General features: G+C 65.5%; 11 protein-coding genes. 2 read left to right on the top strand and 9 right to left on the bottom strand.

What is annotated here, in order from left to right:
• Positions 1-74: 74 nt before the first annotated feature.
• From E3O18_RS08355 to E3O18_RS08320, 8 genes are all read right to left on the bottom strand, one after another.
• Positions 75-1796: an iron ABC transporter permease gene (locus tag E3O18_RS08355; protein ID WP_166784904.1), complete on the bottom strand. Its 1722-nt coding sequence runs from the start codon at positions 1794-1796 to the stop codon at positions 75-77.
• Between the two features lie 36 nt (positions 1797-1832).
• On the bottom strand, positions 1833-2846 hold the full coding sequence (locus E3O18_RS08350) for an ABC transporter ATP-binding protein (protein ID WP_134374055.1): 1014 nt from the start codon (positions 2844-2846) through the stop codon (positions 1833-1835).
• A gap of 24 nt (positions 2847-2870) precedes the next feature.
• Positions 2871-3938 carry an extracellular solute-binding protein gene (locus E3O18_RS08345; protein WP_134417885.1) on the bottom strand — a complete coding sequence of 356 codons (1068 nt, stop codon included), beginning with the start codon at positions 3936-3938 and terminating at the stop codon, positions 2871-2873.
• A gap of 388 nt (positions 3939-4326) precedes the next feature.
• Entirely contained in the window at positions 4327-5205 is an 879-nt protein-coding gene (locus tag E3O18_RS08340; protein WP_241978152.1) for a zinc-binding dehydrogenase, read from the bottom strand.
• A gap of 598 nt (positions 5206-5803) precedes the next feature.
• The gene (locus E3O18_RS08335; RefSeq protein WP_134393537.1) at positions 5804-7330 is read right to left on the bottom strand and encodes a PTS ascorbate transporter subunit IIC; all 1527 of its coding nucleotides are present in this window, start codon (positions 7328-7330) and stop codon (positions 5804-5806) included.
• A gap of 42 nt (positions 7331-7372) precedes the next feature.
• Positions 7373-7645 carry a PTS sugar transporter subunit IIB gene (locus E3O18_RS08330; protein WP_134342816.1) on the bottom strand — a complete coding sequence of 91 codons (273 nt, stop codon included), beginning with the start codon at positions 7643-7645 and terminating at the stop codon, positions 7373-7375.
• A gap of 64 nt (positions 7646-7709) precedes the next feature.
• Complete coding sequence (locus E3O18_RS08325) at positions 7710-8168, bottom strand: PTS sugar transporter subunit IIA (protein WP_134393536.1); 459 nt, start codon at positions 8166-8168, stop codon at positions 7710-7712.
• A 197-nt stretch (positions 8169-8365) separates the two neighbouring features.
• Positions 8366-9550, bottom strand: a complete 1185-nt coding sequence (locus tag E3O18_RS08320) for an ROK family protein (protein WP_134393535.1) — start codon at positions 9548-9550, stop codon at positions 8366-8368.
• A 94-nt stretch (positions 9551-9644) separates the two neighbouring features.
• Between E3O18_RS08320 and tkt the strand changes: the two genes are divergently transcribed.
• Positions 9645-11711, top strand: coding sequence for a transketolase (tkt, locus tag E3O18_RS08315; protein ID WP_134393534.1), 2067 nt, complete (start codon positions 9645-9647; stop codon positions 11709-11711).
• 51 nt (positions 11712-11762) lie between these two features.
• The gene (locus E3O18_RS08310; protein WP_134417883.1) at positions 11763-12137 is read left to right on the top strand and encodes a YccF domain-containing protein; all 375 of its coding nucleotides are present in this window, start codon (positions 11763-11765) and stop codon (positions 12135-12137) included.
• 75 nt (positions 12138-12212) lie between these two features.
• Here the strand turns inward: E3O18_RS08310 and E3O18_RS08305 are convergent, their stop codons facing one another.
• Positions 12213-13004, bottom strand: a complete 792-nt coding sequence (locus E3O18_RS08305; RefSeq protein ID WP_134393532.1) for a GntR family transcriptional regulator — start codon at positions 13002-13004, stop codon at positions 12213-12215.
• Between the last annotated feature and the right edge of the window lie 92 nt (positions 13005-13096).

Genomic DNA, 13096 nt, shown 5'->3' with positions numbered 1-13096 from the left:
AGGCGCTTGCCCTGCCGCACGTGAAGCCTGACCGCTCGGGCTGATGTTCAGCCGCAGGGAGGACTCCGCCCCGACTACTTCGCCGCGACAGTGCGCGCGCGGCGCGTACGGCGCTTCGTCGACGAGCCTCCTCGCCCGTAGACCAGGTACATGGTGAACCCCATGATGATCATGAGCAGCACGGTGTAGACGAACGTGATCGACATGGAGTCGAGGTTGTTCTCCCCCTCCGTGCTCGCCTTGATCGCAACACCGAGGGGTTGGTAGAGCGGGTGATACAGGAACACCGCGGCGTCATAGTCGTCGAGCAGGCTGTTGAAATTGAGCGCAGTGATCGCAGCCGCGGTCGGGAGAACCAGCGGAACCAGCACCGTGCGAAGGGTGAACATCGACCCGGCACCGAGGATGCGGGCGGCCTCCTCGAGCGACTCCGGCACCGACGAGAAAGCCGCCTTGAGCAACCGCAGGGTGAACGGGATCTTTACGATCACGTAGGCGATCAGCAGGAGACTCGTCGTTCCCGTCAGCACCTGGCCGCCGACCATCGCGTTGGGGCGGTCGAACGTCATGACGAGGGCGAGGGCGATGAGAATCGTCGGCAGGATCCAGGGGATGTGCAGCAGGTACTCCAGCGTGACGGTCAACGGGTTGCGGTGCTTCTGCAGCAACCGTGAGACGAACAGCATCCCGCCGACCACGATCACCGACGCCAGCGCGCTGTAGACGACGCTGACCACGAACGGCCGGAGCACCGCGGGCGTGCCGAAGACCGTGGCGTAGTTGTCGACCGTGAACGAATTCCAGCTGATGCTCCCCGTGACGATGGCACTCGAGTGCACGAAGGAAAACAGCACGATCAGCAGCACCGGCGTCGCGTAGACGACGAAGAGAGCGTAGGCGGCCACGTGCACGGCAGCGTTCGCCACTGGGTTCGGGATTCTCTGTTTTTGCAGCGGGGTCGCCACCTTCGCCACCGAGAAGTACACCCCCGACTTTTCGACCCGGTTCATCATTGCCAGAAGCACGATGGTCGCCAGGCCGAGGATTACGGCGAGCAGCGCGGCGAGGTCACGCGACCCGGTGCTTTTGGAGAAGGTGAGGATCATCGGGGCGATCGTTTGGAAATCGGTGCCGCCCAACACGAGCGGCGCTGTCAGTGCGCCGAGACCGGTCAGGAAGGTGAGAACTGTCACGGCGAAGATCATCGGGCGCAGGGCGGGCAACACGATTCGCCAGAGGATGCCCATGGTCGATGCGCCCATATTGCGCGCCGCCTCGATGGTCTGGTAGTCGATCTTCGCCAGCGACGATCCCAGGAAAAGCATATGGTTCGTCGTCGTGGCCAGCGTCATCACGACGACGACCGCGAAGTAACCGGAGAACCAGTTCGGGTCGATCTCGGGAAACCAGTTGCGCACGGCGTTGGTGACGAATCCGTAGCGGCCGTAGATGAAGTTGTAGCCGGCGGCGAGCACGATGCCCCCGTAGATAAGGGTGGTGGCGTAGCCGAGCCACAGCATCCGTGCGCCCCGGATCTTGAAATAGTCGGTGACGAGAACGATGAAGATGCCGACGGCATTCACCGTGACGGCCAGCGTGGCGGCCAACGCGAAGCTGTGCCAGAGGCTGTTCATCGCACGTTCGGAGCTGACCAGTTTCTCGACGGCCCGAAAGCTGAACTGACCCTCCGGGAAGAAGGTTCTGATGAGCAGGTTGGCGTTCGGGAAGACCAAAAACGTCGCCACGAACCACAGCGTCACCAGGGTGATGATGACGACGAACGGGGATCGGAACATTGAAGCCCACGACGAAGTGCGCACGGATGTTCCCCTCTAGTACTGCAGGATCGACGACGGGTCGATATACAGTCGCGCCGCAGAACCCGGTTCGAGCGCAGATCCGCCGCCCTCGGGCACCAGAGCACGAATGCTGCTGCCATGACTGTCGATTGTGTAGGTGCTGTGCGAGCCGTGGTAGGAACGGCCGGCGACAACGCCATCGAGCCGGATCGCATCCGTGTTGCCTGGGGGCGCCTGCAACGACACCTTCTCCAGGCGCAGGTACGACGTTTTCGCTGGTGCGAGACCGGTGCCACCGCGCTGGCGCAGCTGGTGCACGACGTCGCCCGAGAGCTTGTTCATCGCACCGACGAAGGTACAGACGAACTCGGTGCCGGAGCGGTTGTAGATCTCCTCCGGGGTGCCTACCTGCTCGACCACACCGTGGTTGAAAACGGCGATCCGGTCGCTCATGGTGAGGGCCTCTTCCTGGTCGTGCGTGACGTACACCGTGGTGATGCCGAGTTCCCGCTGCAGGTTCTTCAGCTGTTCGCGCAGCTGCACGCGCAGCTTGGCGTCGAGATTGGAGAGGGGCTCGTCGAGCAGCAGGATGCGCGGCTTGAGCACGAGGGCCCGGGCGATGGCGACCCGCTGCTGCTGGCCACCGGAGAGTTCGGACACGTTCTTCGCGAGCTGCTCCTCGCTGAGCTCGACCTGAGCGGCGATCTCGTCGACGAGCAGCGCCGTCTCGGCCTTCCTGGTCTTTCGCACCCGCAGGCCGAACGCGATGTTCTCCCACACGCTCATGCTGGGGAACAGCGCGTAGTTCTGGAAGACCATGCCCACGCTGCGTTTTTCGCTCGGCAGCCGGGTGGCCACCTTCCCGTCGATGTAGATCTCACCCCGGGACGGTTCGATGAACCCGGCGAGCGTGCGCAGGGCCGTCGTCTTGCCGCACCCGGAGGGCCCGAGCAGGGTGAAGAACTCACCCTGCTCGATCTCGAGGGTCAGGTCCGGGATGGCGATTTTCTCGCCGAAGCTCACTTCGACGTTCTCGAATCTGATCATGACTGTTCGTGCCCGGGCCGAGACTTAGGGCAGGTACTCGAGCTCGGTCTTCTCGACCCACTCGGAGATGCGTTCGCGGGTCAGCGACCAGTCGATGTCCTGCTTGGGGAGGGACTCGATCAGTTCGACGACCTCCGGAAGCGCCTCGGCGCGAGCCTTCTCATTCACCGGGTAGGACGCGAATTCGGCGGCGAACTCGCCCTGCACCTCGGCTCCGCCGAACCAGTCGATGAACTTCTCGGCCTGGTCCTGGCGCGGCGTGCCGTTGATGACCGCGATCTGCTCGGTGACGTAGGGGACACCGTCTTCCGGGCTGATCACGCCGGTCTTGGTGGCGTATTCGGCGTCGCGGCTGGTGATTCCGCTGCTCGGGAGCACGCCGTAGTCGACCTCGTCGCGGGTCAGGCGCGCATACAGGTCGGTGCCCTCGATCGCTGGTGAACCGTGCTTGTAGTAGTCCTGCACCTGCTTCCAGCCGGCATCCGAGACGCCCAGGTCGCCCTTCTCGTCGGCATAGGGCGCGAGCATGCCGGCGAGAACCAGTTGCGGGGTGGCCTGGCCGAGGCTGGTGTTCACTTCGTATCGGCCGTGGTATTCGGCGCCGTCCCACAGGTCGCTGACCTGTTTCGGGGCGTCTGCGCTCGTCACGGTGTTGGTGTCGTAGACGGTGACGATGGCCTGTTCGACGAGGGGCCAGAACGCCCCGTCCTTGGCGTCACCGGCTTTCTCGTCGACATCCCCCGACCACTCCGGCGTGTAGGCGGTGACGGCATCCTCTGCCTTCAGCGTTTCGAAGAACATATTGTTCAGGCCGAAGACGACGTCGCCCACCGGGTTATTCTTCTCGGCGACGATGCGGTTGGCGAGGTCGGCCCCGCCCAGCCCCACGATCTCGATCTTCATCCCGGCCTCGGCGGCCTTGGCGGTCACCCATTCCCCTCGCCCATCCGAATTGCTGTTCGTGTAGACGATGAGGGTTCCGGAGGATTCCCCCGACGACGCCTCGCCTGCCGTGCTGCTGCATGACGCCAACGCGACGGTGCCCAGAAGCACGGCCGCAAGAGTGGCCGCTGTGAGAATGCGCTTGTTCAATTGTGAGTCCTTTTCTGGGCCGCGAGAGGGCAGATGGCCACTCACCGACCGAATCAAGTTTTAGCAACGGTTCATTCACACTAAGTCGCAGCAAATACCGCCCCAGGCCACCTGAACGAAAGTTCGCCTTGCGTTAACTGGCTGTACTGACGCCGTTGGAAGCGATGCCGCAGTTGATGTCTTGCGCACGCAGCTGACGCAGAAATGTCCCGGGTTTTACTCGGCGCTCGTTCCCCGTAGAGTGCACACGATGGGCGCAGGTCGGCGGTTGGCCATTCAATGGGCTGAAGCTCCGGCGACACTGGGGGTGAGCGTTGGCGCGTTCGGCGGGCGCGGGCCGTCACTCCCTGCTCAGAGCGCACGGTTCACGGTTCACGGTTCACATTGCTCACGCCGCCGGAGCGAACCCCACCGACACGTCGATCAGCACCTTCCCGACAACGCCGCTCTCGACCAGGGCATGGGCATCCGCCGTGTGCGCCACTTCGGTGCGGTGCAAAGGCAACCCCGCCTCCTCCCCCACGCCCAGCGCGCCGTCGACGAGGGCCGCGGTGATGTCCTCGGCCGCCGCCCGAATCACGTCGGCCCCCACCGTGTAGAGCAATACGAACTGGTAGCGCACGTTGAGGCTGAAGTGCTGGCGCACGTCGAGCGTCTCCTGGTCGCCGCCGTTGTTGGCATAGACCGCGATCGACCCCCGATTACGGATGACGGCCAGGTCCAGCCTCGCATTCTGGGCCGGTGCGACCTCCACGATCAGGTCCACCCCCTCCGGTGCGATCGCCCGGATCTGGGCCACGACGTCCGGGTCGGTGTAGGTGAGCACGTGCTGCGCGCCGGCGGCCGTGGCGAGCGCCGCCTTCGCCGGCCCGCTCACGGTCGTGACAACGGATGCCCCCGCCCATCGGGCCAGCTGGATCGCCGCGTGCCCGACCGCACCTGCTCCGCCGGCCACGAGCACCACTTTCCCGGCTAGGGCGCCCGGGTGCAGCCGCCGCGGTCCGTCTTCGGCCACCGTCAACGCGCGGTACGCCGTGATCGCCGGCACTCCGAGGCTCGCGCCCTGGTCGAAACTCGCATTCGCGGAAAGCAAAAAGACGCGCTCCGCGGGCAGCACGGCGTACTCCTGGGCCGAGCCGCTATTTGCGCGCTGGTACGCGGCGAGCGCCTGGCCCGGTGCCGAGCCGCGGCGCGACTTCCAGTCGGTGGGGTTCACGCCGCTGACCACGATCCGCACCCGCACCTCGCCGGCACCGGGTTCGGTCACCGGCCGATCCACGAGGTGGAGCACAGACGGGTCACCGGTCTGGCTGTACACAATGGACTTCACGTCAGGGGCAACGCGGGCGGGGGTGGAAAGATTCTCGCCTTGCCCTCATCTCGGGCTTCGGCCCCACGACGCGCACCAGTGCGGCATCACCGATCGCGCAGGCATACCGAAAATCGCACGAAACCGCCTTCCTCACCGCGACTTCGCAGCCGCCCCGCGCCCAAGCTCGGAGCATGTCCACTCCCTTAGACGACCCCAACTTCCGAAGCGCATTCGGCGCAGCCGGCATGGTCCACCGGCCAGGCATGGCCAATGACCTTCTTTAGGAGATGGCACCGCTCTTGGCGAAAGATGGCCTAGATGTCAATGATCCGTCGAGTTTCGACATCGCTGCCTTGAACGCGGCACTCGCACGCACGGTTGAGCGAACACACCTGGAACGATTCATGCCGATCGGCGTGACCAGGTCGAATACGTTGACCGTGCTCCCAGCCGGTACAGGTGTCAGAACCCAGCCCCGAAGCACTCCGAACAGGAACAGAGGGCGACCCCGCACCGCGGGGCCGCCCTCTGGCGAAACGTCGAGCCGGTGAACCTAACCGGCCTCGGCCGCCGCTTCCTTTTCCGCCTTGCGACGAGCCTTCTCGGCGTCGAGAACGGCCTTCTCGGCCGCCTTCTCTTCGGCGATCCAGACGTCACGCTTGGCCCCGGGCACCCAGCCCTTGTCCACAACGTGGATCTGGTAGACGATCGCGACGCTGACGAGCACCACGGCGATGAGGATCGCAAGGACGACCCCGAGTCCGCCGCCCACACCGACGCTGACACCCACGAGGGTGCCGAACCAACCGAAGTCGGCGTCGCCGAAGGTGCTGTTGGCGAAGCCGAAGTCGCCGAGGACCAGCAGCAGGATGGCGGGCAGGATGGTGATGATCACGCCGTTGACGAAGCCACCGAGCATGGCACCGAGGCGTCCGCCGGTCGCGTTGCCGTAGACACCGGCTCCACCACCGGTGAAGAAGTGCGGCACCATGCCGGGGAGGATCAGTGCGAGCCCGAACATCGGGTTCAGCCAGATTGCCAGCACACCTAGCGCAAGGAGGCCACCGGCGAACGAGCTCAGGAAGCCGATGAGCACGGCGTTGGCGCCGAACGGGAACACGATCGGGATGTCGAGCGCGGGACGCGCACCGGGCACAACCTTTTCGGCGATCCCCTGGAACGCGGGGACCAGCTCGCCGAGCACGGTGCGCACACCGTAGAGGATGACCGCGACACCCACACCGAACTGCAGGGCCTGGGCAAAGGCCGCCATGATGAACGCGCCGGCGTCGGCGGAGCCGAAGATGTCCAGCGCCTCCTGCAGCGGCAGGGCGATGAGGCCCCAGATGGCGAAGACCATGTAGATGAGAACCATCGACAGTGAGGTGGCGACCATCGAGTCGCGCAGGAATTTGAGGCCCTGCGGGAACTTGATCTCTTCGGTCGACTTGCTGCGGTGACCGACGGCCTGGCCGGCGGCACCGGCAGCGATGTAGCCGAGGGTGCCGAAGTGGCCGATCGCGATGGTGTCGTTGCCGGTGATCTTCTTGGTCCAGGGGTGCGCGAACGCGGGCATGACCACCATGATCACGCCGAGCAGCAGAGCGCCGATGACGACCACGAGCCAGCCGGCGCCGTCTCCGAATCCGACGGAGAGCACCACGGTGAGCATCGTGGCCATGAAGACCATGTGGTGCCCGGTGAGGAAGACGTACTTCAGCGGGGTGAAGCGGGCCAGGGCGAGCATCACGAGGAACCCGAGGGTGAGCACGTAGGCGCTCTGAGCGCCGAACTCATCCTGCGCTATGGCGGTGATGACCTCGTTGGTGGGAATAACGCCCTGGGCGCCGGTGACCGCGAGGATCAGTTTGCCCAGCGGGTCAAGGGAGCCCACCACAACGCCGGCGCCGGCGCCGAGGATCAGGAAGCCGAGCGCCGCTTTGAGTGCGCCGCCGATCACCTGCCCGGCGTTGCGTTTCAGCGCCATCAGGCCGATGGCGGTGATAATGCCGATCAGGTAGGCCGGCACATTGAGAATCTGTTGTCCGATGAAGTTCAGTACGACGACGAGCCACTCCATTGTGGGAGCTCCATATTCTGTGAGAAGGGAAGGTGAAAGGGGTTACTCGACTGCGGCGGTGAGCTTCTCGGTGATCTCCTCGAGATCGAAGAAATTGTTGATGACGATGACCTCGGCGGGAACATCGCCGAGTTCTTCGGCCAGCTCCGCCGAGGTGAGCACGATCTCGGCCGTCTGAGCGGCGCCGCGAGCCACGCCCATGTCGGCGGCCTCGACATCCGCATCGATCCCGAGCTTGGCGAGAACCTTCTCGGCGTTCATTTTCAGCAGCACTGAGGTTCCAATGCCCATTCCACAGACGGCGACGATCTTCATGGGGTGCCTTTCGATTGGGTGAGAGAAGAGTGAAGAAGAGTGGGGTGGATGCGTGTGCCGCGCTTTACGCGACCGAGGAGAGCCCGCGGAGCACGGCGCGAACGTCGTCGGGGCTGGTGGCCGCGGTGAGGCGCTCCATGGCCGAGCTGTCGGAGAGAACACCGGCGAGTGCACGCATCACGGTGAGGTGAGCGTCGTGGTCGACGGCGGCGAGCCCGATCACGAGGTTGACGGGGTCGTTGGCCTTGTTGCCGAATTCGACGGGGGTGGCCAGGCTCACCCAGCTGAGTCCGCCGGTGAGAACCGCCGACGACGGCCGTGAGTGCGCCAGGGCGATGCCCGGGGCGATGACGATGTAGGGGCCGTGCTTTTCGACCGCGTCGATCATCTCGTCGGTGTAAGCATCCGTGGTTGCTCCACCCCACACGAGGCCGTCGCCGGCGAGACGGATCGCGGCGCGCCAGTCGGCTGCATCCGCCTGGGTCACGATGGACGACAGTGATTCGGCGAGGTTGAATGCCACGAATTAACTCCGTTGTTTGGATTCGATCCACCCCCTGACTGCGAGGGCGATTGGGATGACTGTACAAGCCTAAGCGACCTTTTGTCTACAAATGTACCAAAGTTTTTGAAATTGACTATCTAGCGTCGCCAAATGGCGTCGTGGGCAACGAATGGCGGGCGCGGGAAGTGTGGAAACTGCCAGGACTCCAGCGCGAGTTAGATCGACGGGACGGGCAGGGAGAGAGCGGGCAGGCCGCCACGAGTGAGCCGGCTGATGCGGTCGGGTTCAAAGAGTGCGTCCTGGGCGATGAGCGAGGCTCCCGTGATGCCGGCGATGTGGCCGAGACGAGATTTCTCCACCACAAGCCCCTGTAGAGCGAAATCCCGGGCGCCGGCGAAGATAGCGTCGCGGATGGCGCCGAGGAACGGCTCGCCGGCCTGGGCAAGGTTGCCGCCGACCACCACGGCCTGCGGGTTGAGCAGACCGACCACGTGCACCAGGCTCTGCCCGATGGCGGTGCCGGTCTCGTTGAGCAGCCGCAGCGCCTCGGGGTCGCCCTGGTTGGCGAGGCCGACGATGTCGTTGCTGGTGCGCACCCGGTAGCCTTGGCGCTGCAGTTCGCGGCGGATCACCGCACCGCTGGCGCTCGTTTCGAGCCGTTCGGTGCGAGCTCCGCCGGTGCGCACAGGGCTGAGATCGCCTGCGCCTCCTCGGGAGCCGTGGTAGATCGCGCCGTCGAGCACAAACGCCAGACCGACCCCGATGCCGGCTTTGAGCACCGCGACGTCTCGGTATTCGCTCCAGCCCCGCCGCGCCTCGGCGAGCGCCATGATGTTCACGTCTCGGTCCACGGCGAATACGGCATTGTCGAAGCGGCCGGCGAAATAGTCCTTCACCAAGACGCCGTCCCACTGCGCGTCCACCTGCCCGGTGGCGAGCCGCCCGGTCACAAAATCGACCGGTCCGGGCACACCCACGCCGATCCCCACCACGTCGGCGCGGGTCTTGCCGAGCCGATCGAGCATGTGGTCGAAGACCTGGCCGGCCCATTCGAAGATCTCGGCCGGCCCCTCGCTCAGTCCGATGTCGGCTTCATCCTCACTGAGGATGGTGGACACCAGGTCGGTGATGGCCAGCCGGGTGTGCGATCCACCGATGTCCACGGCGAGCAACAGGCCGGCGTGCGGATTGACCGCGAACTCCTCGGGTGGGCGGCCGCCGCGGGAATCGAGTTGCCCCACACTCACCACGATCGACGCGAGCAACAGTTCGTCCAGGCGCCGCGCCAGGGTGATCCGCGACCAGCCGAGCTGGTCGATGAGGTCGCTGCGGGTGGTGGCGAGACCGGACCGGATCAGGCCGAGCACCACGCCCGAGCCCGTGGATAGAGTGTGCGCCATCGTATTCATACCCCTCCGACGCATCCGTAGGCGCGCTACACACCCGACGGATCCGTTATTGACTTACGTACATTTGTATACCAAAGTATCTCGCATGGCTACCGAAATCCCGAATCTTTCGTCAACGATGACGCATACCGAACTCGACGCTCGCGCCGTCGCGAGCGCCCAGGCCCTGGCCGCCCACATAGTGCAGGCAAAAGGTCACGGACACGGCGGCACCGCCATGGCATTGGCGCCATTGTCCCATGTGTTGTTCTCCCGAGTTCTGCGCCACTCCCCCGCCCATCCCGACTGGCCCGCCCGAGACCGATTCGTTCTTTCGGCCGGTCACGCCAGTCTTCTGCTCTACACCCAGCTGTTCTTCACCGGCTACGGCCTCACCCTCGACGACCTCGCCAAGAGCCGCACCCTCGGCTCGAAGACACCGGGGCACCCCGAGGTGCACCACACCGTGGGCGTGGAGATGAGCACCGGGCCGCTCGGTCAGGGCGTCGCCTCGGCCGTGGGCATGGCCATGGCCGCCCGGCACGAGAGCGCCGTGTTCACCCCCGGCTCCACCCTGCTCGACCACAGCGTGTGGGTACTGGCGGGCGACGGATGCCTACAGGAGGGTGTCTCCGGTGAGGCGTCGAGCCTGGCCGGCACGCTCGGCCTCGACAACCTGGTGCTGATCTGGGACGACAACGGCATCACCATCGACTCCAGCACCGCCGACACCTTCACGGAAGACGTGCGCGCCCGGTACCGGGCCTACGGATGGCGGGTGCTCGAGATCGACACCCCGAACGACCTTGACGCTCTGGAACACACCCTCCGCGCCGCAGCGGAACGCACCGGCCGCCCCACCCTCGTGGCTCTCCGCACGGTCATCGGCACCCCCTCCGCGAAGTTCGGTGGCTCGTCGGCTGCGCACTCGGGCGGCTTCGGCGCCGACGAACTCGCCGCGGTGAAGACAACACTGGGCTTCGCACCCGACGCTCCCCTCGAAGACCTCGTCGACCCCGAGACCCTCGAGCACACCCGAGGTGCGCGCGCCCGCGGCGAGCAACTACACAGCAGCTGGGAGGCCGACCTCACCACCTGGAGCACCGGCGACCCCGAGGCGGCGGCGCGCTGGACCGCCTTCCGCGGCGGCGAGTTCGACAGCTCCGCCCTCGACACCGTGAACGTCGGCAGCGCCGGCGACACCATCGCCACCCGCAAGACCAACGGCGCCGTGCTCCGCGCGCTGCAGGGCTCAGTCCCGCTGTGGGGCGGCTCCGCCGACCTCGCCGGTTCCACCACCGTGGAGGTCGACGGCGACCGCTTCTCCGCCGCGAACCCTGCCGGCGAGTTCATCCGGTTCGGCATCCGCGAGCACGCCATGGCCGCCATCCTCAACGGCATCGCCCTGCAAGGGCCGTGGCGCCCGTTCGCCTCCACCTACCTGGTGTTCAGCGACTACATGCGGCCGAGCATCCGTCTCGGCGCACTAATGGGACTCGGCGCGGTGTACGTGTACACCCACGACTCGGTCGCCGTCGGCGAAGACGGCCCCACCCACCAGCCGGTCGAGCAGATCGCGTCACTCCGCACCGTTCCGGGGCTCGACGTGGTGCGCCCCGCCGACTCCGTCGAGGTCGTCGCCGCCTGGCGTCGTATTCTCGCCTCCCCCGACCGGCCGGTCGCCCTCGTCCTCAGCCGGCAGGACCTGCCCGTGCTCGAGAGCCACGACACCACCCCCGCGGGGGTCACGGCCGGCGGTTACGTGCGCTGGCAGCACGGCGATGGGAACCACCTGGCCATCCTCGCCACCGGCAGTGAAGTCCACCTCGCGATCAAAGCCGCCGCACGCTTGGCTGAGGACGGCATCTGCGCCCGGGTCGTGTCCATGCCCTGTGTCGAGTGGTTCGCGGAGCAAAGTACCGACTACCGCGAGGTCGTGCTGCCGGAGGCCCTGCGTGCCCGGGTCGCCGTCGAGGCCGGCCGCGGCGATGCCTGGTACCGCTGGGTGGGCCTCGACGGGCGCGTGGTGTCGATCGAGGAGTTCGGCGAGTCGGGCAGCGGCCCTCAGGTTCTGCGGCGCCGCGGCATCCACCTCGACGCTGTCATCGCGGCAGCGCACGCCACCCTCGCCGCCACCCGGCTCAGGGAATCGGCAGGATCACGCGCTCGGTGAGCCACACCGTCGGCCCGGCGACCCGGCCACCAGGGAGAGAATGGAATCACTATGACAACCATCCTCAACGTCATCTGGCTCGTGTTCTCGGGCTTCTGGCTGTTCCTCGGCTACATGCTGGCGGCGCTGATCATGTTCGTGCTGATCATCACCATCCCCTGGGGCATCGCAGCGGCCCGGATCGGCGTCTACGCGCTCTGGCCGTTCGGCAAGACCGTGGTCGACAAGCCGAACGCGGGCGTCGGGTCCTTCCTCGGCAACGTCGTGTGGGTGATTCTGGCCGGCTTCTGGATCGCCCTTGGGCACCTCTTCTCGCGCATCGCGCTCTGCTTCACGATCATCGGCATCCCGTTCGGGATCGCCAACTTCAAGCTGATTCCGGTGGCGCTGATGCCGCTCGGCAAGCAGATCGTCGACATTCGATAAGGGTTCACCGTTGCGCGATAGAGACCGCAGCTTTGCGCATCGCCCGCGACTAAGCCCAGTCGCCGAAAAGCACCCCTAGTTCGGGTTGTGTTGCCTTACCGACAGTGACCCGTGCCCGGGCGCGACGACACATTTTGCGGCGTAGATCGGAACTCCGCCGTGCTCCGCTGTCTGGGTCAGAACGAGGACCGCCGCTGCCGGCTCTATGTTCAGCAGTTTCCCTCGCGTGGGGCCAGCGTCGGTTGCGACGATCTGGCACACGCTGTTTGTGAAGACGTGGCCGTTGGCCTGCATGGATGCGAGGAGTGTCCGTGGTTCGGCGGCGATCTCCGAGAGTTCGGATGCGATTCGCGCGCTCACATCACTGAGGTAGCGCCCAGCGGGGAGATGCTCTTGAACAGTGGCAACGGGAACGCCATCCTGCAGCAAGACGCTCTCGCGGATCCAGGCGTTGGCAGCCGGGTCGAGCGAGAGTCGGTGGGACACGAAGTCTGTAACCCCTTCCAACTCGAAGCGCACCGGCTGGACAGTCAACGTCATGTTCGGGTCGGCTAAGGCGATCTCAAATGGCCGCAGCTGCTCCAGTCCGCCGTGCGGGATGAAGTCCGTCACGAATCGTCCAACTCCGCGACGGGTGACGAGTAACCCGTCTTCTTCGAGGAGCATCAGCGCCTCGCGTACGGGTGTGCGGCTGACGCCGAGCATTGCCGAGAGCTCTGTTTCCCTCGGCAGCATTTCGCCGAGCCGGAACACACCAGAGCGGATTCCATCTGCGAGCCGCGTGTAGACGGCGACTCGAATCGGCTGGCCGACCGTGAGGTAGAGCTGCTGGTGAAAGAACGGGTGCGGTTCCAAACGGGTCGCCACGAGGCCTCCTTGTCACCCCGAACGTATCACATTTGATATGCTACCTGAGAGGTATAACTTCATACTATGCAGACGAAGGGGTCAATATGAGT

This window comes from Cryobacterium sp. TMT2-42-4 (genome assembly GCF_004402645.1).
GTDB lineage: Bacteria > Actinomycetota > Actinomycetes > Actinomycetales > Microbacteriaceae > Cryobacterium > Cryobacterium sandaracinum.
This window is presented reverse-complemented; position numbering and strand designations above follow the sequence as displayed.

Excerpts from the sequence above, each read along its gene's own strand:
- E3O18_RS08310 (WP_134417883.1), top strand. The coding sequence starts at position 11,763 with ATGACAACCATCCTCAACGTCATCTGGCTCGTGTTCTCGGGCTTCTGG.
- E3O18_RS08350 (WP_134374055.1), bottom strand. The coding sequence starts at position 2,846 with ATGATCAGATTCGAGAACGTCGAAGTGAGCTTCGGCGAGAAAATCGCC.
- E3O18_RS08320 (WP_134393535.1), bottom strand. The coding sequence starts at position 9,550 with ATGGCGCACACTCTATCCACGGGCTCGGGCGTGGTGCTCGGCCTGATC.
- tkt (WP_134393534.1), top strand. The coding sequence starts at position 9,645 with ATGGCTACCGAAATCCCGAATCTTTCGTCAACGATGACGCATACCGAA.
- E3O18_RS08330 (WP_134342816.1), bottom strand. The coding sequence starts at position 7,645 with ATGAAGATCGTCGCCGTCTGTGGAATGGGCATTGGAACCTCAGTGCTG.
- E3O18_RS08335 (WP_134393537.1), bottom strand. The coding sequence starts at position 7,330 with ATGGAGTGGCTCGTCGTCGTACTGAACTTCATCGGACAACAGATTCTC.
- E3O18_RS08355 (WP_166784904.1), bottom strand. The coding sequence starts at position 1,796 with ATGTTCCGATCCCCGTTCGTCGTCATCATCACCCTGGTGACGCTGTGG.